Genomic DNA, 21,187 nt, shown 5'->3' with positions numbered 1-21,187 from the left:
GATGACGAGAAACAAAACGTAAGGCGGTTGATGTTCGGGAATGAAGCGGATGTTGATGCACGGACACAGAGAACTGCTGCAGACTGCCGTGCTGTTGAACGGGCGGCTTATTGATTTTTATATGGAACAGTCGGAGAGCAGCGGATTGGTCGGCAATGTATATAAGGGACGAGTAGTCAATGTGCTGCCAGGCATGCAGGCCGCTTTTGTTGATATTGGTCTTGGGAAAAACGCTTTTCTATACATAGATGATCTGCTGCATCCGCATTTGGAGAAACAACCGGAGCAAAAGCCTTCCATTACGGAGCTTGTCAAACCGGGGCAAGAGCTAGTTGTACAAGTAATGAAAGAACCGATGGGAAGTAAGGGAGCGCGTGTGACGACGCACTTTACTTTGCCGGGCCGTTGGCTGGTTTATATGCCGATAGCCGGTTATGTCGGTGTGTCGAAAAAAATACTGACGGAAAGCGAACGCTCGCGAATCCGGATGATTGGTGAACGGCTTCGACTGGAAGAAGAAGGCATCATCATGCGTACAGCAGCCGAAGGCGAATGTGAAGAATCGCTTGGTGCTGATGTGGAGCAGCTTCGACAGTTATGGAAAAGTGTAGAGCAGCGGGCGGCAGCTGCGAAGGCTCCGGCTGAGCTGCATCGCGAAGCGGGTCTGCTTAGGCGTGCGGTGAGAGATACACTGACTGATGATATGGACGAGGTATGGCTTGATGATGCTTCCCGTTACAGTGAGGCAGCAGCGTTGATTCAGGAAATGACACCGCATCTGGCAGACCGGTTAAAGGTATTTGATGCACGAAAAGAAAAGTCTTCGTTATTTGATCGGTTTAGAGTGACAGAGCAGCTTGAGGCAGCCTTCCAAAACCGAATCCGATTGGAGAGCGGCGGCTCTCTCGTATGGGATGAGACGGAAGCACTGACGGTTATTGATGTCAATACAGCTAAGTATACAGGTGCAACCGATCTGGAAGACACTGTGTTCAAGACGAACATGGAAGCGGCTGACGAGATTGCCAGACTGCTTCGAATACGAGATGTCGGCGGTATTATAGTTATTGATTTTATTGATATGGAGAATGAATCCAATCGCGAGAAAGTAATGGCAAGACTGTCGGATTGGGCGAAGAGGGACCGGACCAAATGCACCGTGTTTGGCTGGACAAGGCTTGGTCTGCTGGAGCTGACCAGACGTAAGGCGCGGGACAATGCTGCAAGGCAGCTAAACGAGCGCTGCCCGGCATGCGGCGGCACCGGCAAAAAGACTACTGTTAATTCATAGGCAATAGTTGATCGATTAAGTAATCTGTGATAGAATGTTCTGGTATGTCTCATTTATATTCATATTTGGACATGCAGATACCGCTCCAATTGGGTTTAAGCGTGGGATGCATTTTGCTCCTGCCACCTGGATTAGGCGAGTCTTCGACAATAAGGAGGTGCAACACATGTTCGCAATTATCGAAACTGGCGGCAAGCAATACAAAGTTCAAGAGGGCGATGTAATCTACATCGAAAAACTGAACGCAAACGAAGGCGAAAGCGTAACGTTTGATCGTGTCTTGGCAGTATCTAACAGCGAAGGTCTGGTAACTGGTACTCCAGTTCTTTCCGGTGCTACTGTTTCTGGCAAAATCGAGAAACAAGGTAAAGGCCAAAAGATCATCGTTTACAAATACAAAGCCAAAAAGAACTACCGCCGCAAGCAAGGTCATCGTCAACCGTTCACGAAAGTAACAATCGAGAAAATCCAAGCGTAAGAGGACTTTCTTATGATATCTGTTACATTCGTACGGAGAGCCGCTGACAGACGGATTGTATCATTTGCGATCTCAGGACACGCTAAATATGCAAACCGCGGCAAGGATATTATCTGCGCCGGAGTCTCGGCCGTATCGGTCGGTACTGTCAATGCTATCGAGGCTTTGGCGAAAGTGGAGCTTCCGGCTTCGATGAAGAATGGCTGGCTCTCGTCAGACATTCCGGAGCAGTCGGATAAGGACACGGACGACAAAGTACAGCTGTTGCTCGAATCGATGGTCGTTATGCTCGGCAATATCGCACAATCATACGACAAATATGTCATAATGCACGAACAACTTCTTTAGAGAAGGAGGAAATCACCATGTTGAAATTAGATCTTCAGCTTTTCGCATCGAAAAAAGGCGTAGGTTCTACAAAGAACGGTCGCGACAGCCATTCGAAACGTCTTGGCGCTAAACGCGCTGACGGTCAGGTCGTATCCGCTGGTAGCATCTTGTTCCGCCAACGCGGCACTAAGATTCACCCAGGTAATAACGTGGGCATCGGTAAAGACGACACGCTCTTCGCTTTGGTAGAAGGCGTCGTTAAGTTTGAACGTTGGGGACGCGATCGCAAGAAAGTTAGCGTATACCCAGTTGATCTGGCTCCGGTAGCCGCAGCAGTAGAAGCTTAATAGCAACAAGTGCCCCGGCCTCATGAACAGGCCGGGGTTTTTGTTTGTTTTAGACCTTTCGGGCGCTTCATTCGCATGCTATACTGATTTAGCTAGCAAACAAGCAGAAAGTGGGATCGATTACGATGGATCGCATTAGAATGGCGAGACAGTCGGCAGCGGCTTCCGTTGTGCTGCCTTGTGCGGCTGTGCTCATTTGGCCTTCTTCGGTATGGCTGGTTGTACTTTTTCTTCTATGGACAATGGCAGCTGCTGGGTTCTGGATTAAGACAGAGCGCAATGAGCAGGAAAAGCGGTTAGCACGTACTGTGCATATGCTGCAAACGGCAAGTATTAAGACGCTGAATCATCATCGGCATGATTGGATGAACGATCTCCAGGTTTTGTTCGGTTACATACGAATGAATAAGCTGGATAAAACCGTGGAATACGTGGAGAAAATAAGGGTTAGAATGACGGAGGAGAGCCAGATTGCAAAGCTGGGTGTTCCTTCGCTGATTAGCTATATACAATCTTTCCGTACACTTACGAATGCCATGCAGCTTCAGGTGAAGATGGATGAGGATATCCATCTGAATGAACTGCCAAACGAAGGCCGGGACTTCGCTGAGACATTGATTAGTTTAATCAATGCTTATCGATTCCAGGTGAAGACAGGATATGGTGATCCTGCAACACTTACCCTAAAGCTCTCCAAAGAAGAGGGGACGCTGGTGGTAACTTTTCAGTATGAGGGCGAATTAACCAGTGAGCAACAGCTCACGGATAAAATAAAACAGCAGTTGGAAGGCGCGTCTCTGCTTGCGGTCAAGTTTGATAACCCGCAAAGGAACATGGTTTTAAAAGCGGAGCGGCGCGCTTAAACGGAGGCAAAACATGTTTGTCGATAAAGCGAAGATATTTGTAAAAGGCGGTAATGGAGGTAACGGTATCGTTTCCTACCGTCGTGAGAAATACGTGCCGGAAGGTGGACCAGCAGGTGGTGACGGTGGTAATGGCGGCGACGTCATTTTCCGTGTAGACGAAGGTTTGCGTACACTGATGGATTTCCGTTATCAGAAGCACTTTAAAGGTCCAGCCGGCGAACGCGGCAAAGTCAAATCCATGCATGGTGCAAGTGCAGACGATATGATTGTCCGTATTCCGCCAGGCACAGTTATTGTGGATGATGATACGGAACAGATCATTGCCGATATGACGCGTCATGGACAGGAAGTTGTTGTTGCACGCGGCGGACGCGGTGGACGTGGTAACACTCGATTTGCAACAATTAATAATCCAGCTCCTGACATTTGTGAGAATGGGGAAGAAGGCCAAGAGCGCTGGGTAACACTTGAGCTCAAGGTTATGGCTGACGTTGGCCTCGTTGGATTCCCAAGCGTAGGCAAGTCCACACTTCTGTCGGTTGTATCCGGTGCGAAGCCGAAGATTGGTGCATACCACTTTACAACGATTACACCAAACCTTGGTGTTGTTGATGTAGGTGACGGCCGCAGCTTTGTAATGGCCGATCTGCCGGGATTGATTGAAGGAGCTCATGAGGGCATCGGCCTAGGCCATGAATTCCTGCGTCATGTCGAGCGGACAAGAGTTATCGTACATGTCATTGATATGGCGGGTACGGAAGAGCGCGATCCTTTCGAGGATTGGGTCAAGATTAATGATGAACTCGTGAAATATAACGAGAAGCTTGCTGATCGTCCGCAAATTATTGCGGCGAACAAAATGGATATGCCTGGTGCTGATGATAACTTGGAGCTGTTCAAAGAGCAGCTTGATGCGGTTCGCGGTGACCGTGAATATCTGATCCTTCCGATCTCGTCGCTGACTAAGCAGGGAATTCAAGAGCTGCTGTACAAAGCAGCTGATACACTAGACGCTGTTCCTGATGAGCTGATGATTGAAGAAGTGAAGGATGTTGCGGAGCGTAAAGTATTTACGTTCGAGAAACGCGAAGATAACAACTTCACGATTCATAAGGAAGATGAGATCTATGTCGTGCAAGGCGCAAGCATTGAGAACTACTTGAAGCGTATGAATATGAACTCGTATGACGCGATTATGCGGTTCGCACAACTCATGCGGAAGTGGGGCGTTGATGCCGCTCTTCGTCGTGAAGGCGCAAGAGACGGAGATACAGTTCAAATCGCCGACTTTACATTCGAGTTCTTCGAAGGCACCGATTATACCGGAAAATAGAACAATATCAAATGAAACACAAGACGGCCGCTGGTCGTCTTTTTTCATAGAAAGCATCGCACTTACCTATTGCCGCTTTCGCCATATTCCGCTATAATGTCCATTATAGAAGAACAATTGTCTTTGTAGGGAGGACGAAATAGTGACGCAACGTTATTATGTCGTTCGTGAGGATATGCTCCCTGAGGCGATCTTGAAGACGATTCAAGTGAAAGAAATGCTTGGTCGAGGCGAAGCGTCCACGGTGCACGAAGCGGTTGAGAAGGTTGGACTTAGTCGCAGCGCTTTTTATAAGTATAAAGATGGCGTTTACGGGCTGCATGAACTGGAACGCGAGCGGATTGTGACCATCTCGATGGATTTGGAGCATCGATCCGGTGTATTATCGAAGGTATTGAGCCTCGTGGCTGGTCTGGAAGGGAATGTCCTGACGATGAATCAGAGTATTCCGCTGCAAGGCTTCGCTAATGTGGTTATATCCGTTGATATTTCAAAGCTTAATGAAGAACTTACAACACTTATTGAAGTGATACGCAGCCAGGAAGGCGTGCGTAAAGCTGCCGTTATCGGACAAGGTTGATTAGATGGAGGGAATTGTATGAAGCCAGTGAAGGTAGGTTTGCTTGGTCTCGGTACTGTCGGGACTGGTGTAGTGCGCATCGTAGAAGGTCATCAGGAAGATTTGCAAAGCCAGGTGGGATCTCCGATTGTTATTGAGAAAATTCTTGTTCAAAACAAAGCGAAATCCCGCAGTATTTCGATCGACTCGTCCAAGCTGACGGAAGATCCATGGGAAATCATCAGCAATCCTGACATCGATGTGATCGTTGAGGTAATGGGCGGAATCGGTTCGACGAAGGAATATATTATGGAAGCACTCTCCCGCGGCAAGCATGTCGTTACAGCGAACAAGGATTTGATGGCTCTGCATGGCCCGGAGATTCTGGCTAAAGCGCAGGAGCATGGCTGTGATGTGTATTATGAAGCAAGCGTTGCAGGCGGCATCCCTATTATCCGTACACTGGTGGAGGGCTTCTCTTCCGACCGCATTACGAAGATCATGGGTATCGTGAATGGTACGACAAATTACATCTTGTCCAAGATGAGTATGGAAGGCGCGTCGTATGGCGATGTGCTGAAGGAAGCACAGGATCTTGGATATGCAGAAGCAGATCCAACTTCTGACGTAGAGGGTCTTGATGCTGCACGCAAAATGACTATTCTATCAACGCTTGGTTTCCGTGCGAAAGTAGCTCTTGAAGATGTCTCCGTTCAAGGGATGTCCAAGGTTACACGCGAAGATATCCTTTACGCGAAGCGTCTCGGCTACACAGTGAAACTGCTTGGCATCGCAGAACGTCAAGATGATCAATTCAGCATCAGTGTTCAACCAACAATGGTGAAAAACTCACATCCAATTGCGTCCGTGAATGGTGTTTACAATGCAGTTTATGTATATGGCGAAGCTGTTGGTGAGACAATGTTCTACGGTCCGGGCGCAGGAGAACTGCCAACGGCTACGTCGATCGTATCTGACCTTGTAGCTGTCGTGAAGAACCTGAAGCTGGGTGTAAACGGCAAGCAAGGATTACTGACATACAAAGAGAAAAAGCTCAAAACCGATGAGCAGATTTCTTCGAAATATTTCCTGCTGCTTCATGTAGATGACCGTGCAGGCGTACTGGCTCAAATTACGCAAGTATTCGCGGAGTTTGAAGTAAGCCTGGAGTCGGTGCTGCAGCAGCCTAACGCCTCCAACCCAGAAGCAGAAATTATCGTGATTACACATGATGCGAATAAAGCTGCAATCAAAAAAGTGCTGCAGAAATTTGAGTCGCTGGACGTTATTCGCAAGGTGAAGAGCGTTTATCGCGTAGAAGGCTAATCCTACTTCAATTTGATTGATTGCAAAAGCGAATAAAGGAGCTTTATCCGTCATGAATAATCGTCGAGTAATTGTGAAAGTGCCGGCCAGCACGGCTAACTTAGGACCTGGATTTGATACGCTGGGCATGGCGCTTTCGTTGTATTCCTGGATTGAAATGTCTGCCGCAGAGAAAACAACATTTCGTCTGTACGGTGACCAGATGCAAGGCATTCCAACAGATAAATCGAATTTGATCTATAAAGTGGCTCAACTCGTCTTCGAAGAAGCGGGAGTTGTTGTTCCAGAGCTGGATGTTGCTATGTACAGTGATATTCCATTAACAAGAGGCTTGGGCAGCAGCGCATCTGCCATTATTGGCGCTCTAGTAGCAGCGAATGCACTGATTGGCAGTCCACTTACGGATGATAGGCTATTCCAGCTCGCTACCAAATTAGAGGGGCATCCTGACAATGTTGGTGCTTCCTTATTCGGCGGAATTGTCGTCTCGGCATGGGACGGCGAACGTGCTGATTATGTTAGACTTGAACCACATGTGAAGCTCGAGACTTTGGTCGCGATACCAGCTTTCCAGCTGTCGACAGAAAAGGCGCGCCATTGTTTGCCAACGCAGATCAGTATGGCCGACGCGGTCTTTAATGTGGGCCGGAGTTCACTGCTCGTAGCGGCATTAGCTAGCGGCGAGCTGGGTCTTATCCGTCATGCGATGCGTGACCGGCTGCACCAGCCTTACCGGGCAGCACTGATTCCAGGTATGACAGCTATATTGGAGAGCGCGGCAGATTATGGTGCGCTTGGTGCGGCTCTCAGTGGAGCGGGTCCTACGCTGATCGCATTCGTAGACGAGACCAGCAAGAGCAAATCGGAGCTGGAGCAATTCCTGCTTGGAACATTGAAGCAGGAAGGCATCGTAGCAGAGACAATGTGGCTGAAGCCAAGCTCGGAGGGTCCGGTCATCATTGTGGAAGACTCAGCAAGCTCTGCTCCTGATCTCATGGAGCGGATAAAAGGAGAAGTTGTACGATGAAGACAATTGCAGTACTGCCTGCCGGATCCGTGTCGGATGAAGCAGTCAAGCGGCTGTTTGCCGGAGAAGAAATGAAGTGGGAACACCACCGCTTAATCGCCGATGTATTTATGTCGACGGTAAACGGTGTCAGCGATTATAGCGTTGTACCTATTGAGAATACAATTGAAGGCTCCGTCAATCTGCACGTGGATTGGCTGGTTCATGAAGTAGATCTGCCAATTCAGGCGGAATGGGTCTATCCTTCGATTCAAAATTTGATCGGTCGCCGTTCGGAAGCAGCTAGTGAAGAAGGCGGAATTGATTTCAGCAAGATCAAGAAAGTGATGAGTCATCCCGTAGCTATCGCACAATGCTTGCAATTCCTTCGTAGTAGGCTGCCGCATGCAGAGATTGAAACTGTAGGAAGCACCTCTGAGGGTGTCAAGATCGTCAAGGACAATCCGGATGCAGGCTGGGCGGCTATCGGTACGATGACAGCTGCGAGCAATAACGGCCTGGATGTATTGAGTCAGGGTATCACAGACCACGATAACAATTACACCCGGTTTCTACTGGTAGGCAGCGAGCCATTCACGGTGCGCCAATCGGACAAGCAGAAAACAAGTATTTTGATTACGCTGCCTGAAGATTATCCTGGTGCTCTTCATCAAGTACTCGCCGCTTTCGCATGGCGGAAGATCAACTTGTCGAAGATTGAATCACGCCCGACGAAGAAAAAGCTGGGCAATTATTATTTTTATATCGATATCGAAATGGCGCTGGATACAGTACTCCTGCCTTCGGCGCTTGAAGAGATTGAGGCGCTTGGCTGCCAGGTTCGTATCCTGGGGAGTTATCCAAGCTTTACTTATGAACAGCTCTTGTAAGAAAATATAGGAATAAATGAGATTAGCGGTGCCCATAACGGGTGCCGCTAATTTTTTTGCTTGAAGGTGGAGACACCTGCCTACGTTCTGCATAGGATGTAATGATTGATAGCAGGCATTCGCCGTGCCGTTATACAAAGTCCGTGACAGGAGGTTTTTTGCTAGTGAAAATTCATGTTGTAAAGAAAGGCGATACATTGTATTTCATTGCACAGAAACATAATGTGTCGATTGAAGACATCTTAAAGCTGAACCCTTCCATTACGAACCCGGATCTGCTGGATGTCGGAATGAAGCTGAAGGTCCCATCGGCTAATGAGGTTGGCGGCGGGACAGGAGGGATGGAGATTATGCATCAGCATGTGGTAAAACAAGGGGATACGCTTTGGAAGCTGTCGAAAGCTTGGGGCGTACCGCTCGCGGACATGATTAAAGCGAATCCGCAGCTTAAAAATCCGAATGTGCTTTTGACCGGCGAAATTGTCAACATTCCTAAGACAGCGACACCTACATCCGAGGGGCCAGCAGCACAAGGAACTGGCAGTGCTCATCCTCTTCATCCGATGTCGCTTATGCATGGTGTACAAAACTGGGTAGGCAAAAAGCCAACTGGCCAAATGCCAGCTGCGCTAGCACCAGCAGGAAAAACGCCTACAGCTCCTATTACGCCGATTGCACCAGCAGGAAAAACACCTACAGCACCAATCGTAACGCCGGTTGCTCCTGTTGCGAAAGAGCCAGCTAAGAAAGCTCTGCCGATTCAAAAATCGCCGGACAAAAAAGCTAAGGCAGAAGACGCGAATGTGAAGCCAAATATGAAGCCTGCAATGGAAGCAAATATCGCACCAAAAATGAAACCAAATGTAGCACCAATCACGCAATCAAATGCACAGCCAAACCTGCAGCCTAGTGTTGATCTATTTAAGCAATTTGGCGTACCTGCGGTTGAAGCTGCTTCTCAGCATCATCATGGCGGATATGGCAATAATCAGCCAATGGTATCTCCGATGCAAGTCGGCCCAGGTTATGGTTATGGCGGCTGGCCTGGCTCAAATGTAAGCCCGGCAAACGAAGGTCCTTGGTGCCCGCCTGGTACAATGCCAATCGCGGCAGGGCCAGGTTACGGCTATGGCGCAGTCTCTCCAGCGGTATTTGGTTCGGAAAATGCATCACCAGTACTTGGAGCTGAAAATGTTGGCCCAACCGCATTAGGTGGCGAGAATGCTGCACCAAATGTAAGTCCGGCTGCAGTCGGCCCAGGTGGAGGCTATGGCTTTGTATCGCCAGCTAATGTTGGTCCAGAGCATGGTTATGGTTACGGTCCGTCTGCTGTGTCTCCGGCTAATGTTGGCCCAGACTACGGCTATGGATATGGCCCATCAGCTGTATCGCCAGCTAACGTTGGCCCGGACTACGGCTATGGATATGGCCCATCAGCTGTATCGCCAGCTAACGTAGGTCCAGACTACGGTTATGGATATGGCCCATCGGCTGTATCGCCAGCTAACGTTGGCCCAGACTACGGCTATGGCTATGGTCCGTCAGCTGTATCGCCAGCTAACGTTGGCCCAGAGCATGGTTATGGATATGGTCCATCGTCTGTATCGCCAGCTAATGTTGGTCCAGATTACGGCTATGGATGGGGTCCAGGAGCCGTATCCCCTGTTGAAATGGGTCCTGGTTATGGATGGGGTCCGGGAGCCGTATCTCCTGCGAGCTTTGGCCCAGACAATGTTTCCCCAGCTGCACTAGGGGAAAACTCCGCTCCAACAAATGTTAGTCCAGAGATGATGGGTCCTGGCGGAGGTTATGGTTATAGCCCAGGATGGGTATCTCCGGCAGAAACAGGTCCAGACTTTGGATATGGCTATGGATATGGCGGACACGTATCGCCAGCAAATGTAGGCCCAGAGTATGGTTACGGCTATGGTCATCCGGGAATGGTATCTCCAGAGATGATGGGGCCAAACGTATCCCCTGCAGCCTTAGGTTCCAACGTAGGACCGTTGGCACTTGGTTCTAACACAGCACCAACTGCTCTTGGTTCGAACGTATCGCCAATGGCGCTTGGTTCCAACATGTCACCAACAGCGCTTGGCTCAAATGTGTCACCGCTTAGCTCAAACACAGCGCCAACAGCACTTGGCTCTAACGTATCACCTATGGCACTTGGCTCTAACGTATCACCGATGGCGCTTGGCTCGAACATGGCACCAACTGCGCTTGGTTCCAATGTATCACCGATGGCACTTGGCCCGAACGTTTCCCCGGCAAGCTTTGCTCCTGGAGGTTATGGCTACGGCTATGGACATCCGGTAGCTGGTGCACAAGGCTTCTCTCCTTATTCTTACTGGCCAGGTCAAACAGCTGGTGCACAGGATGATCCTTGCGGCTGTAATGGCAAGCGCGTAGAGGAAGAGCCTGAAGCTGCTGCGATTGTAAGCAAAAAAACAAAACAGCGCAAAACGGCCAAAATTCGTAGTGTCGCTGCAAAAACGACCAAAACAAAACGGAACAGCAAACCTTGGATTAACCGTTAATTAGAGCTCTTCACACTAATGCCTCCTGCCTTCCCCCAAAGACAGGAGGCATTTTTCTGTTTCATTTTTCCTATCCATACATATTTATGGAAGTTTAGAGTTACACTAGGTCAAACATGAATACAAGGGGCCTTTATTATGATGAAGTTCAGCTTATGGAAGCAATTAAAAAAACGGCTGCGAAGGGGGCGGCGTCCAATGTGGACGCTAGGCTCGTTCTTGCTCGGAATGACTGCGGCCATTCAGGTTATTTATGGTCTGCCAGGGACTGCATCGGCTAATACTGCAGGTAAGATAGAACCAGGAGAAGGGAACCCTGGTTTGATCCGGATTTTGCAAGAGCATGAAGAGCCGCTTGCAGTTAGGCTGCACCGTCAATACATTTGCGGGGAAGAAACGCAGCCTTTTGGTCAAATGACGTCAGCTGAGGTTATTCGGATTTTAATGTCCCATCCGGAATGGACAGCGATGCTGTCACAGGATGGTCAAACAGTGGTGCTGGAGCAGTCGATTGAAGATTTCTCTCAATCCTGCAGAGGCAATGTTTATATTGGATTAGACAAGCTTGGCTATTTGTCCCTTTTTGAAGGTGCGCCTAAGAAGGAGAAGGTCGTCAAAACTTTCTTCCAGCTTGATGTCAGATATATGGAGAGCAGCCTTCCACAGGACAAGGTTGATAGCTTGACGAGAGGAATCAAAATCTCAGATATGGATGAATACAATAGTGTCTTGTCGACTTACAGTGATTTCGCTATGCCAGCTAACCAAAAAGTGATGAAGCCGACTTATTGATGCGATGCCAGCCTTCCGCCTTTACCGCGGAAGGCTTTTTTATAGACTGGGGAAGTTTTGTCGGCGCGGCAATCTCAAACGCGTGTTCTCATTCGGACCAACTTTTGCTATAATGGACGGATAAGAAGCGGTAAAGACTGCCGCAAAGGAGTTGGCGGATTGCGCGTTCTTGGTATAGACCCCGGCATTGCGATCGCGGGTTTTGGATTCATTGACAAAGATGGACATAAGCTGAAGCCGGTTCAATATGGCTGCATTCAGACAGCTGCACATACCCCTGCGGAAGAGCGGCTTGTGCAAATTTATGATTCGGCTGTAGCGCTGATTGATAAGTATAAACCGGATACGGTTGCGGTAGAGAAGCTGTTCTTCAATCGCAACGTGACAACGGCATTTGCCGTAGGGCAGGCAAGAGGAGTTATTATCTTGGCAGCGGCCCAGCGTGGGCTGCCAGTGGCAGAGTACACTCCGCTGCAGGTGAAGCAGGCTGTTGTTGGCTACGGCAAAGCAGAGAAGCGCCAAGTGCAGGAGATGGTCAAGATGTTTCTGAAATTATCGGCTATTCCGAAGCCGGATGACGTGGCCGATGCGCTTGCTGTAGCGATCTGTCATGCCCATTCTTCGGGCTTGTCGCAAAAAATTAACGAGGTGCTTCGATGATTGATTTTTTACGCGGACTTATTGCTCATGTGGAATCGGAATATGTCGTATTAGATGTTAGAGATATCGGCTATCGTGTGTTTACTCCTAATCCTTATTCATTTGCGGGAAAAGAGGACACCGTGACCATTTATATTCACCATCATGTACGTGAAGATGCGATCTTACTATATGGATTTGAATCACGGGAGGAACAGACCTTGTTCCGCAAGCTTCTTGAAGTATCAGGCATTGGTCCAAGAGTGGCACTTGGCATCTTGGCAGGAGGACGCCCGGATGCAGTGATTGGTGCTATTCAGCAGGAGAATATCGCCTTTCTGACGAGACTTCCCGGCATTGGCAAGAAGACAGCTCAACGTATGATTCTTGATCTGAAGGATAAGCTGGCAGGCTTTGCAACGGATGCTGGCTTGTTGGCTGCAGCTGGGCTGGCGCCTCATCAGCCTGTAACAACCAATAGTGCACAGCAAGGTGTCGGAACAGCATGGGAAGAAGCTCGCGAGGCACTTGCTGGACTTGGTTATACCGCTGCCGAGCTGGATAAAGCATGGAGCGAGCTGGCACCTTCGGTAACGGCTGAGGAAACAGTAGATTCCTTAATGAAACGTGCCCTGCAGCAGCTGTTTAAAGGCTAACATAAAGGAGCTGAGCAAGGGTGGAAGATCGGATTATATCCGCTAACCTGATGATGGATGAGCAGGCTTTAGAGTTAAGCCTGCGCCCACGTTATTTGGCTGAATATATTGGGCAGTCCAAAGCGAAGGAAAATTTAAAAATATATATTGATGCAGCCAAGATGCGGAAGGAAGCACTTGACCATGTGCTGCTGTACGGGCCTCCAGGCCTTGGCAAAACAACACTGTCGAACATTATCGCCAACGAGCTTGGCGTTAATCTGCGTACAACTTCCGGTCCTGCTATCGAGCGTCCCGGTGACCTGGCAGCTTTACTTACGAATCTGCAGGAAGGCGATGTATTATTCATCGATGAGATCCACCGCCTGCATCGAACCGTTGAGGAAGTTCTGTATCCTGCGATGGAAGACTTCGCACTTGATATTATGATCGGCAAAGGGCCAAGTGCCCGTTCCGTGCGTCTTGATCTGCCGCCATTTACACTCATAGGGGCTACAACGAGGGCCGGTCTATTGTCTGCGCCTTTGCGGGACCGGTTTGGCGTTATCAGCCGCTTGGAATTTTATACAGTAGATGAGCTTGCTTATATCGTTTCCCGTTCTGCAGAAATCTTCGATATTGCAATTATCGGAGAAGCTTCACAAGAGATTGCGATGCGCTCAAGAGGGACTCCTCGTATTGCGAATCGCCTCCTGAAGCGGGTGCGTGATTATGCGCAGGTGCGTGGTGACGGTATTATTACGTATGAGATTGCGCAACAGGCACTTGAGTTGCAGCAGGTCGATCCGATGGGACTCGATAATATTGACCATAAGATGCTGCTAACGATGATGACGACATTTGCAGGTAGGCCTGTTGGCCTCGATACGATCGCAGCTTCTATAGGGGAAGAAAGCCAAACCATTGAAGATGTGTATGAGCCTTATTTGATGCAGATCGGTTTCCTGCAGCGAACACCACGTGGTCGGATCGCAACGGATCAAGCCTATCGGCATCTAGGGATGCCTGTGCCAGAGAGGTGAGAAGCATGAAGAGCGAGCGGGAGAAGCTGTATGTTGTATATGACGGAACCTGCAATCTATGTATTGGAACAGTAACCAAGCTGAAGGAGCTTCGCTCGAATGCGGAATTGATCTTTGTACCGCTTCAATCGCTTCAGGATGCTGGCAATGACGTTCCTGGGATCGAGCAGGCTGCGGAAACAGAATTATATGAGAAGATGCATGTTACGGACGAAAAAGGCCGGTTATACGCCGGGGCGGATGGTGTAGTCCGAATCCTGCGTACGATAGGCGGCTTTGGCCTGCTTGCAGCGCTTTATCGGCTGCCTGGCATGAGCAAGCTGGGTGATTTTCTTTATCGCTATATTGCGAAACGCAGATATGACTGGTTCGGACAAACGGAACAAAGCTGTTCTGTTAATGGCTGCAAGCTGCCGCAAGATGAGAGGGGAAAGGGGAATCATTCATGAGGTTTCAACGATGGTCGTTCAAGCGCTTATCGCTTCTGACGATCGCCGGTTTGTTATTTGTTTCGACTTGGTGGGCCAAGCCTTCGCTTGGCGCAGTTCCACAGCTCGATTCGATACGAGTCGCCATCTTTCTGCAATTGCCGGGGAAATATACAGTAAATACACCAGCAGCTACTTTTGCATCTGCTGACGGATTAACGATAGGAATGAGCGACCCGACGGGAATCGTTCCTTGGATTAATGTAGGGGCCAATGAACAGTCTCGTGTTGCGAAGGATGATTATAAGGTCCGGGTTGTTGAGACAGCAAGCTTCGATACAGCTTTGGCAGTCTACAAACGACTTCAAGCTGCTTCGGGCAGCGGCTTTATTACTTCTCTGCAGAAGAAAGGCAAGACGGTTTATCAAGTCGCTGAAGGAACGTATGGCAATGCAGCTGACGCTTCGGCCGCATTGACCAAGTGGAATACGGACAGCACAATAAATACCCTGACGGGCAGTGCCAAGGGAGTTATTCAAGGACCTTTCCACTTGGAAAGTGCAACTTCTTACGCGTCGGAGGCGGAAGCCGTTCAGGCTTCCGAAGCATTCAGCGCAGCAGGAGTGGATACTTATGTGGCCGTTCGTAAGGCTGCTGGCAGCAGCAACGCCCGTTATTCCGTATTCGTAGGTGCGGCAGCAAGCTCAGCGGAGCTGAGTGTATTGAAAACAGCAGCAGGCGCTGCAGGCAGCGGGCTGAAGACTGCGGATGATGCGGCTTATCTGCTGGAACGTAATGATCATACCTTAACAGCCAAAGCCGCTAGTCCGGTTAAGCTGTATGCTTTTCCAATCAATAATGCAAAAGTTCGAATTATGCCTGCAGGAGACAGCTCGATCAAGCTGACAGAGCGTTCTAATCGGACATACCGCGGACAATTTGAAGTAAGTGAATTTAACGGCAAGCTGGCTGTCATTAATGAGCTTCCGTTTGAACAATATCTGTATTCGGTAGTTGGCGGGGAAATGATAGCCTCTTGGCCGCTTGAAGCGCTGAAAGCGCAGGCAGTAGCCGCACGTACATATGCGCTCTATCAAGGCGCCGGCTTCCAAATCGCTAATGTTGTAGATAGTGTGTATAGTCAGGAATATGAAGGAACGGTAAGAGAGAAGCCTTCCACTATCCAAGCTGTTGATGAGACAGCGGGTGAAGTGGTGCTTTATAACGGTAAATTAATTGAAGCATTGTTCTCATCGAATGCGGGCGGCAAATCCGCCGATGCTGCAGAAATTTGGGGCAATTCGGTTGCTTATCTGAAGAGTGTATCCAGCCCGGATACATCCTCGGAGAAGGGGCTTTACACGTGGTACCGTGTCGTGCTTTCTAACAGTCTGACAGGATATATCCGCGAGGATCTGCTAACGGATTCTGGTGAGACCAATGCTGCAGGCGTGAAGCTGATGACGGTAAACACGGATGGCTCCAAGGTGAGGAAAAATCCGGTCGTACAGGATTCAGTTCCGCTGATTGGACAAGTGAACAAAGGTACGGTTGTGGCTGTGCTGGACAAGGCGATCGAGAATAATACCATGTCTTGGGTCAAGGGGCCATTCACATCCTCGGAGCTCCTTGCTACGATGACCAAGCAGGCGAGTGTTACAGGTCCAATTACTTCCTTGCAGGTTGGGACAACAGGGCCATCCGGCCGTGTTACACAATTGCTTGTCAATGGACAGCCTTACAATGTAAAATATCCAGATGTGCTTCGTTCTGCGCTTGGAGGTTTGCCAAGTACGTTGTTTAAGGTGGACGAAACGGCTAAGGTAACGATGCTTGGTGCAGGTGGTTCCACACGAACGAAGACAACTGCTTCACAGCCGGTCTATATGATCCAGGCAGGCGGCAAAGTCTCGCAAGCTGATGGAAACCTCATCGTAATGAATGGCGACAGCCAAATTCGGGCGACGACCAAAGATCCTTCTTATCGTTTTGTAGGATCGGGGAATGGCCACGGAATTGGATTATCGCAATATGGAGCGCTTAGCCTTGCTCAGCAAGGGTATGACTACTCTTATATCTTGCAATACTACTATAAAGATGTAACCATCGCTAAGGAATGATTGATTCAATGAATGTAGATTTGTTTGATTTCGAATTGCCAGAGCATCTGATTGCTCAGACACCACTTGTGGAACGTACGGCTTCCAGGCTGCTCGCGCTGAATAAGCAAACTGGTGAGATTGCTCATCGTTCATTTACCGACCTTGCTGAATATTTGAAAGCCGGAGATGTGCTTGTCCTTAATAATACTCGTGTCATTCCGGCGCGCTTGACAGGTATGAAACGGGATACCGGTGCCAAGATCGAGCTGCTGCTCCTCAAGCAGCTGGAAGGGGATCGCTGGGAAGCACTTGCTAAACCGGCCAAGCGTATGAAGGTTGGCGCTGAGCTATGGTTTGGCGATAATGGCAGCGGTGAACCGCTGCTTCGTGCAGTTGTTGAGGATGAAGGTGAAATGGGCTCACGGACGATCCGTTTTCAGTATGAGGGGATTTTCCAGGAGCTCCTGGATCGCTTGGGAGAAATGCCTCTGCCTCCGTATATTAAGGAGAGGCTGGAAGAGCGGGAACGTTACCAGACCGTCTATGCGAAGCATGAAGGGTCGGCTGCAGCCCCTACAGCAGGGCTGCATTTTACGAAGGAGTTTCTACAGCAACTGGTAGACAAAGGCGTTAAGCTCGCTTATGTGACGCTGCACGTTGGACTAGGTACGTTCCGGCCGATGTCCGTCGATAAAGTAGAAGAGCATGAAATGCATTCAGAATATTACGAGCTGGATGAACAAAATGCCGAAATAATTAATGAAGCCAAATCGTCTGGAGCACGTATAGTAGCAGTAGGGACAACCTCCTCGAGAACACTTGAGACAGTTGCAGGGAGATTCGAGGGCGGACCTATTGAGGCGTGCAGCGGCTGGACGGATATTTTTATCTTCCCGGGTTATACCTTTAAGCTGGTCGATGCGCTGCTGACGAACTTCCATTTGCCGAAGTCGACGCTTGTTATGCTTGTAAGTGCGCTGGCTGGCCGGGATGCGATTATTAAAGCCTATGCTGAAGCCGTCCGTGAGGAATACCGGTTCTTTAGCTTTGGCGATGCTATGTTTATCTATTAACATCAAGAATAGAAGTACAATAATTCCATGTAGACAGGAAGAATGACTAGTGACAGCAGTAAAATATGAATTAATTAAGGTGTGCAAACAGTCTGGCGCACGTCTTGGACGCGTTCACACCCCGCATGGTGTCATCGAGACGCCTGCGTTTATGCCAGTAGGTACACAAGCTACCGTTAAGACGATGAGCCCGGAAGAGTTAAAGACGATGGATGCTCATATTATTTTGAGTAACACGTACCATTTGTTCCTTCGTCCAGGTCATGATATTATTGGCCGCGCAGGAGGACTTCATAAGTTCATGAACTGGGATCGTCCGATTCTGACCGACAGCGGCGGCTTCCAGGTATTCAGCCTAAGCGACATGCGGAAGATTACCGAAGAAGGCGTACAATTCCGTTCACATCTCAATGGGGACAAGCTGTTCCTCTCACCAGAGAAAGCGATGGAAATTCAGAATGCTCTTGGTTCTGATATTATGATGGCATTTGACGAATGTCCGCCATACCCGGCAGAGTATGATTATGTGAAAAAATCACTTGAGCGTACAACACGTTGGGCCGAGCGTTGCCTGAATTCACATGCCCGTCCGCATGATCAAGGATTGTTTGCAATTGTTCAAGGCGGCATGCATAAAGACCTTCGTATTCAAAGTGCGAAGGATTTGACTTCCATGGATTTCCCGGGGTATGCTATTGGTGGATTAAGTGTAGGCGAGCCTAAGCATCTAATGTATGATGTGCTCGATTATACGGTTCCTGAACTGCCGGCAGGCAAGCCTAGATATTTGATGGGCGTAGGTTCCCCTGACGCACTGATTGAGGGGTCAATTCGCGGAGTGGATATGTTCGACTGCGTATTGCCTACTCGTATCGCGCGTAACGGGACAACCATGACAAGCCAAGGCCGTCTTGTAGTGCGTAATGCAAAGTACGCCGAAGACTTTGGTCCGCTTGATCCGGAATGCTCATGCTATACCTGCCAGAATTACTCGCGTGCCTATATCCGTCATTTGCTCAAGGCAGATGAAACGTTTGGCATCCGATTGACGACTTATCACAACCTACATTTCCTATTACAGCTCATGCGTGATGTACGTCAGGCAATTATGGAAGACCGGCTTCTTGATTTCCGCGACGACTTTTTCACCAAGTATGGACTGTTTGATAATGACAAGGGCTTTTAAGATTAGATTTTAGGGAAAGGGGGGAATTTCCATGTCGACATTATTAGCAGCTGGTGAAGCAGGCAGTACGAATATTTTTCAAATGATCTGGCCTTTCATTCTGATGTTCGCTGTCTTTTATTTCTTGCTTATTCGTCCGCAACAAAAGAAATCGAAGCAGCGCAACTCGCTCCTTAGCCAACTGAAGAAGGGCGATAAAATTCAGACGATTGGCGGTCTTCAAGGCACAATCGTTGAATTGTCTGATGACACAGTAGTCCTTCGTGTAAACGATACGACGAAGATGACATTCGATCGCAGCGCAATCAGTTCTGTACTGAACAGTGCACCTGCACCTACGGAATAATCGCAAAATAGAAAGAAGCTGACTTCTTTAAGGTCAGCTTCTTTTTTCTTGTATGTAGTATGTGCAGTTACATAGAAGTTTATTTCTTCAGGTTGACGCCTACCATACCGCCAAAAGCACCAGCTAGCATGGCGGCAAGCAGCATGAGAGCACTGCTGAGCGAAAGCCCGCTGTTTGCGGCAAGAAAGCCGATGGTCAGCACCGTAATCCCATAAATTAAACCAAGCAAAGCGCCATAATACCAGCCTTTCATCCCTGAGCGTTTGCCGGATACAAATCCTCCTGCAAGTGCGGAGAAGCCATGTATGGCAAGCGCAGATTGAGGCAGGTTATTTTCCTTCATTCCACTGAAATAGAGTAGAAATGAGAGCAGGAGCGCGCCAAGGGCCAGCCAAATGATCGAATATATAACTCCTGCTATTAGTGGAGAAGCGATACGAGGCGGCCTTACGATTTGTTTAACCGAATTCATCTTATCCCCCCTTGTACAAGACTATTAGTACACCTTATGGTCAAGCAGGGCGGAATAGACCAAGGAGTTGTTCATTTGGATCACATCTATCATCCTGCATCCTGGCAAGTGGTTGCAGCGGTAGTTATTTTTTTAATCACTTATGCCATTATTATCACGGAAAAGATTAATCGCACGGTAATTGCTTTATTTGGTGCTGTCGTGATGATCATACTCGGTGTATTGGATATGAAGCTTGCTTTTGCAGAGCATATTGAATGGGAAACCATTTTCTTATTAATTGGAATGATGATTCTGGTTGGTATTACGAATAAAACCGGAGTATTTCAATATGCAGCAATTAAAGCTGCTCAATTGGCTAAAGGCGATCCGATCCGAATTTTTATTATTTTATCCGTACTTACGGGTGTTGGATCGGCTTTCCTTGATAATGTTACCACTGTACTTCTAATTGTTCCGATTACATTTTCGATCACTCGAATTTTGAAGATAACGCCAATTCCTTTCCTCTTTGCTGAGATTTTGGCATGCAATATCGGGGGGACAGCGACATTAATTGGCGATCCGCCTAATATCATGATCGGCTCGGCTAACGAGAATTTGACGTTTAATGATTTTCTCATTAATCTCGCTCCGGTTATCATCGTTATTCTTATTGTTACGATTGCGCTGCTTGTTTGGTTTTACCGCAAGAAGCTGATTGTTACAGAGGAATCAAAACGGAAACTGATGGAGCTGAAGGCAGAAGATAACATTAAAGACAAGAAACTGATGATCAAATCATTATCGATTCTGCTTTTAACCATTCTTGGCTTTATTCTACACTCTGTTATCGATGTTGAAGCGGCAGCTATTGCACTAGGCGGGGCTACACTCCTCATGCTGATTGGGGTGAAACGCGAAGATGCAGAAGCTGTATTTGATATGGTGGAGTGGGAAACAATCTTCTTCTTTATTGGGTTATTTATGCTCGTTGGGGGTTTAATTGAGACTAATATCATATCGGACCTCGCGAACGTAACGCTGCAGCTGACATCCGGTGATATGACCAAGACCTCTATGCTTATCTTGTGGGTATCCGGCATTGCTTCAGCAACCATTGATAATATCCCGTTTGTAGCTACGATGATTCCACTTATTCAAGATGTAGGTGTGCAGATGAATATAACGAATCCTGATGACCTTAACCCATTATGGTGGTCGCTTTCACTTGGCGCTTGCCTTGGCGGTAATGGCACACTTATTGGGGCGTCTGCGAATGTCGTGGTAGCTGGACTTGCCATGCGTGAAGGCAAAGGGTTCAGCTATATGGAATATCTGAAAGTTGGAGCGCCATTGACGTTAATCGCTTTGGTCATTTCAACCATATACATTTATTTTATTGTGTTACCATAGGCTCCTAACCCATAATTCGTTACTTCTCCCATCGCATGATGTGTCAGGTCAACGGTCAGAATAGCTGTACGGGCTGTTCAGGCAGGCATGACCATCATCACATCAGCGAG

The 21,187-nt window shown here is 48.4% G+C and carries 22 protein-coding genes; 21 read left to right on the top strand and 1 reads right to left on the bottom strand.

Annotated elements, in window-relative coordinates; translation table 11 throughout:
• Window positions 1-40 precede the first annotated feature (40 nt).
• The 20 genes from AC0YNT_RS00460 (at window position 41) to yajC (ending at window position 19,210) form a co-directional block, all read left to right on the top strand.
• Window positions 41-1,291, top strand: coding sequence for an Rne/Rng family ribonuclease (locus AC0YNT_RS00460; protein WP_475802864.1), 1,251 nt, complete (start codon window positions 41-43; stop codon window positions 1,289-1,291).
• A 166-nt stretch (window positions 1,292-1,457) separates the two neighbouring features.
• Window positions 1,458-1,769 (top strand): 50S ribosomal protein L21, encoded by a 312-nt coding sequence (gene rplU / locus AC0YNT_RS00455; RefSeq protein WP_167280170.1) that lies wholly within the window; start codon window positions 1,458-1,460, stop codon window positions 1,767-1,769.
• A gap of 12 nt (window positions 1,770-1,781) precedes the next feature.
• Window positions 1,782-2,117, top strand: coding sequence for a ribosomal-processing cysteine protease Prp (locus AC0YNT_RS00450; RefSeq protein ID WP_475802863.1), 336 nt, complete (start codon window positions 1,782-1,784; stop codon window positions 2,115-2,117).
• Window positions 2,118-2,134: 17 nt separating this feature from the next.
• The gene (rpmA, locus tag AC0YNT_RS00445) at window positions 2,135-2,446 is read left to right on the top strand and encodes a 50S ribosomal protein L27 (protein ID WP_167280168.1); all 312 of its coding nucleotides are present in this window, start codon (window positions 2,135-2,137) and stop codon (window positions 2,444-2,446) included.
• A 125-nt stretch (window positions 2,447-2,571) separates the two neighbouring features.
• A complete protein-coding gene (locus tag AC0YNT_RS00440) occupies window positions 2,572-3,309 on the top strand; it encodes a Spo0B domain-containing protein (protein ID WP_475802862.1) in 738 nt (245 codons plus the stop codon).
• A gap of 13 nt (window positions 3,310-3,322) precedes the next feature.
• The gene (gene obgE / locus AC0YNT_RS00435; RefSeq protein WP_475802861.1) at window positions 3,323-4,645 is read left to right on the top strand and encodes a GTPase ObgE; all 1,323 of its coding nucleotides are present in this window, start codon (window positions 3,323-3,325) and stop codon (window positions 4,643-4,645) included.
• Between the two features lie 142 nt (window positions 4,646-4,787).
• A complete protein-coding gene (locus AC0YNT_RS00430; RefSeq protein ID WP_167280165.1) occupies window positions 4,788-5,225 on the top strand; it encodes an ACT domain-containing protein in 438 nt (145 codons plus the stop codon).
• Window positions 5,226-5,243: 18 nt separating this feature from the next.
• Window positions 5,244-6,530 (top strand): homoserine dehydrogenase, encoded by a 1,287-nt coding sequence (locus AC0YNT_RS00425; protein ID WP_475802860.1) that lies wholly within the window; start codon window positions 5,244-5,246, stop codon window positions 6,528-6,530.
• Window positions 6,531-6,582: 52 nt separating this feature from the next.
• A complete protein-coding gene (thrB, locus tag AC0YNT_RS00420; protein ID WP_475802859.1) occupies window positions 6,583-7,557 on the top strand; it encodes a homoserine kinase in 975 nt (324 codons plus the stop codon).
• Entirely contained in the window at window positions 7,554-8,426 is an 873-nt protein-coding gene (pheA, locus tag AC0YNT_RS00415; RefSeq protein ID WP_475802858.1) for a prephenate dehydratase, read from the top strand. Before thrB ends, pheA begins: the two co-directional genes overlap by 4 nt.
• Before the next feature lie 164 nt (window positions 8,427-8,590).
• The gene (locus AC0YNT_RS00410; protein WP_475802857.1) at window positions 8,591-10,966 is read left to right on the top strand and encodes a LysM peptidoglycan-binding domain-containing protein; all 2,376 of its coding nucleotides are present in this window, start codon (window positions 8,591-8,593) and stop codon (window positions 10,964-10,966) included.
• Window positions 10,967-11,104: 138 nt separating this feature from the next.
• On the top strand, window positions 11,105-11,758 hold the full coding sequence (locus AC0YNT_RS00405) for a BofC C-terminal domain-containing protein (RefSeq protein WP_475802856.1): 654 nt from the start codon (window positions 11,105-11,107) through the stop codon (window positions 11,756-11,758).
• Window positions 11,759-11,917: 159 nt separating this feature from the next.
• Window positions 11,918-12,418 carry a crossover junction endodeoxyribonuclease RuvC gene (gene ruvC, locus AC0YNT_RS00400; protein WP_167280159.1) on the top strand — a complete coding sequence of 167 codons (501 nt, stop codon included), beginning with the start codon at window positions 11,918-11,920 and terminating at the stop codon, window positions 12,416-12,418.
• Entirely contained in the window at window positions 12,415-13,053 is a 639-nt protein-coding gene (gene ruvA / locus AC0YNT_RS00395; RefSeq protein WP_475802855.1) for a Holliday junction branch migration protein RuvA, read from the top strand. The genes ruvC and ruvA overlap by 4 nt, the downstream gene beginning before the upstream one ends.
• A gap of 20 nt (window positions 13,054-13,073) precedes the next feature.
• Window positions 13,074-14,075: a Holliday junction branch migration DNA helicase RuvB gene (gene ruvB, locus AC0YNT_RS00390; protein ID WP_167280157.1), complete on the top strand. Its 1,002-nt coding sequence runs from the start codon at window positions 13,074-13,076 to the stop codon at window positions 14,073-14,075.
• Window positions 14,076-14,080: 5 nt separating this feature from the next.
• Complete coding sequence (locus AC0YNT_RS00385; protein WP_475802854.1) at window positions 14,081-14,524, top strand: thiol-disulfide oxidoreductase DCC family protein; 444 nt, start codon at window positions 14,081-14,083, stop codon at window positions 14,522-14,524.
• Window positions 14,521-16,623: a SpoIID/LytB domain-containing protein gene (locus tag AC0YNT_RS00380; RefSeq protein ID WP_475802853.1), complete on the top strand. Its 2,103-nt coding sequence runs from the start codon at window positions 14,521-14,523 to the stop codon at window positions 16,621-16,623. The genes AC0YNT_RS00385 and AC0YNT_RS00380 overlap by 4 nt, the downstream gene beginning before the upstream one ends.
• Window positions 16,624-16,631: 8 nt before the next feature.
• Window positions 16,632-17,678 (top strand): tRNA preQ1(34) S-adenosylmethionine ribosyltransferase-isomerase QueA, encoded by a 1,047-nt coding sequence (gene queA, locus AC0YNT_RS00375; RefSeq protein ID WP_475802852.1) that lies wholly within the window; start codon window positions 16,632-16,634, stop codon window positions 17,676-17,678.
• Between the two features lie 49 nt (window positions 17,679-17,727).
• Window positions 17,728-18,864: a tRNA guanosine(34) transglycosylase Tgt gene (gene tgt / locus AC0YNT_RS00370; protein WP_167280153.1), complete on the top strand. Its 1,137-nt coding sequence runs from the start codon at window positions 17,728-17,730 to the stop codon at window positions 18,862-18,864.
• 31 nt (window positions 18,865-18,895) lie between these two features.
• The gene (gene yajC / locus AC0YNT_RS00365; protein ID WP_167280152.1) at window positions 18,896-19,210 is read left to right on the top strand and encodes a preprotein translocase subunit YajC; all 315 of its coding nucleotides are present in this window, start codon (window positions 18,896-18,898) and stop codon (window positions 19,208-19,210) included.
• Between the two features lie 79 nt (window positions 19,211-19,289).
• Here yajC and AC0YNT_RS00360 read toward each other — a convergent pair whose 3' ends face one another.
• Complete coding sequence (locus AC0YNT_RS00360; protein ID WP_475802851.1) at window positions 19,290-19,682, bottom strand: TIGR04086 family membrane protein; 393 nt, start codon at window positions 19,680-19,682, stop codon at window positions 19,290-19,292.
• Between the two features lie 75 nt (window positions 19,683-19,757).
• On the opposite strand from AC0YNT_RS00360, the gene AC0YNT_RS00355 reads away from it, so the two are divergent.
• Window positions 19,758-21,077, top strand: coding sequence for an ArsB/NhaD family transporter (locus tag AC0YNT_RS00355; protein ID WP_475802850.1), 1,320 nt, complete (start codon window positions 19,758-19,760; stop codon window positions 21,075-21,077).
• Window positions 21,078-21,187: the final 110 nt, after the last annotated feature.

It is taken from the genome of Paenibacillus sp. J22R56, from assembly GCF_056269375.1.
The sequence above is the reverse complement of the archived record's forward strand: the minus strand, read 5'-3'. Positions and strand labels throughout refer to the sequence as shown.

What these genes read in the sequence shown, in the direction of transcription:
- AC0YNT_RS00460 (WP_475802864.1), top strand. Translation starts at nt 41, where the DNA reads ATGAAGCGGATGTTGATGCACGGACACAGAGAACTGCTGCAGACTGCC.
- rplU (WP_167280170.1), top strand. Translation starts at nt 1,458, where the DNA reads ATGTTCGCAATTATCGAAACTGGCGGCAAGCAATACAAAGTTCAAGAG.
- AC0YNT_RS00450 (WP_475802863.1), top strand. Translation starts at nt 1,782, where the DNA reads ATGATATCTGTTACATTCGTACGGAGAGCCGCTGACAGACGGATTGTA.
- rpmA (WP_167280168.1), top strand. Translation starts at nt 2,135, where the DNA reads ATGTTGAAATTAGATCTTCAGCTTTTCGCATCGAAAAAAGGCGTAGGT.
- AC0YNT_RS00440 (WP_475802862.1), top strand. Translation starts at nt 2,572, where the DNA reads ATGGATCGCATTAGAATGGCGAGACAGTCGGCAGCGGCTTCCGTTGTG.
- obgE (WP_475802861.1), top strand. Translation starts at nt 3,323, where the DNA reads ATGTTTGTCGATAAAGCGAAGATATTTGTAAAAGGCGGTAATGGAGGT.
- AC0YNT_RS00425 (WP_475802860.1), top strand. Translation starts at nt 5,244, where the DNA reads ATGAAGCCAGTGAAGGTAGGTTTGCTTGGTCTCGGTACTGTCGGGACT.
- thrB (WP_475802859.1), top strand. Translation starts at nt 6,583, where the DNA reads ATGAATAATCGTCGAGTAATTGTGAAAGTGCCGGCCAGCACGGCTAAC.
- pheA (WP_475802858.1), top strand. Translation starts at nt 7,554, where the DNA reads ATGAAGACAATTGCAGTACTGCCTGCCGGATCCGTGTCGGATGAAGCA.
- AC0YNT_RS00405 (WP_475802856.1), top strand. Translation starts at nt 11,105, where the DNA reads ATGATGAAGTTCAGCTTATGGAAGCAATTAAAAAAACGGCTGCGAAGG.
- ruvA (WP_475802855.1), top strand. Translation starts at nt 12,415, where the DNA reads ATGATTGATTTTTTACGCGGACTTATTGCTCATGTGGAATCGGAATAT.
- AC0YNT_RS00385 (WP_475802854.1), top strand. Translation starts at nt 14,081, where the DNA reads ATGAAGAGCGAGCGGGAGAAGCTGTATGTTGTATATGACGGAACCTGC.
- AC0YNT_RS00380 (WP_475802853.1), top strand. Translation starts at nt 14,521, where the DNA reads ATGAGGTTTCAACGATGGTCGTTCAAGCGCTTATCGCTTCTGACGATC.
- queA (WP_475802852.1), top strand. Translation starts at nt 16,632, where the DNA reads ATGAATGTAGATTTGTTTGATTTCGAATTGCCAGAGCATCTGATTGCT.
- yajC (WP_167280152.1), top strand. Translation starts at nt 18,896, where the DNA reads ATGTCGACATTATTAGCAGCTGGTGAAGCAGGCAGTACGAATATTTTT.
- AC0YNT_RS00360 (WP_475802851.1), bottom strand. Translation starts at nt 19,682, where the DNA reads ATGAATTCGGTTAAACAAATCGTAAGGCCGCCTCGTATCGCTTCTCCA.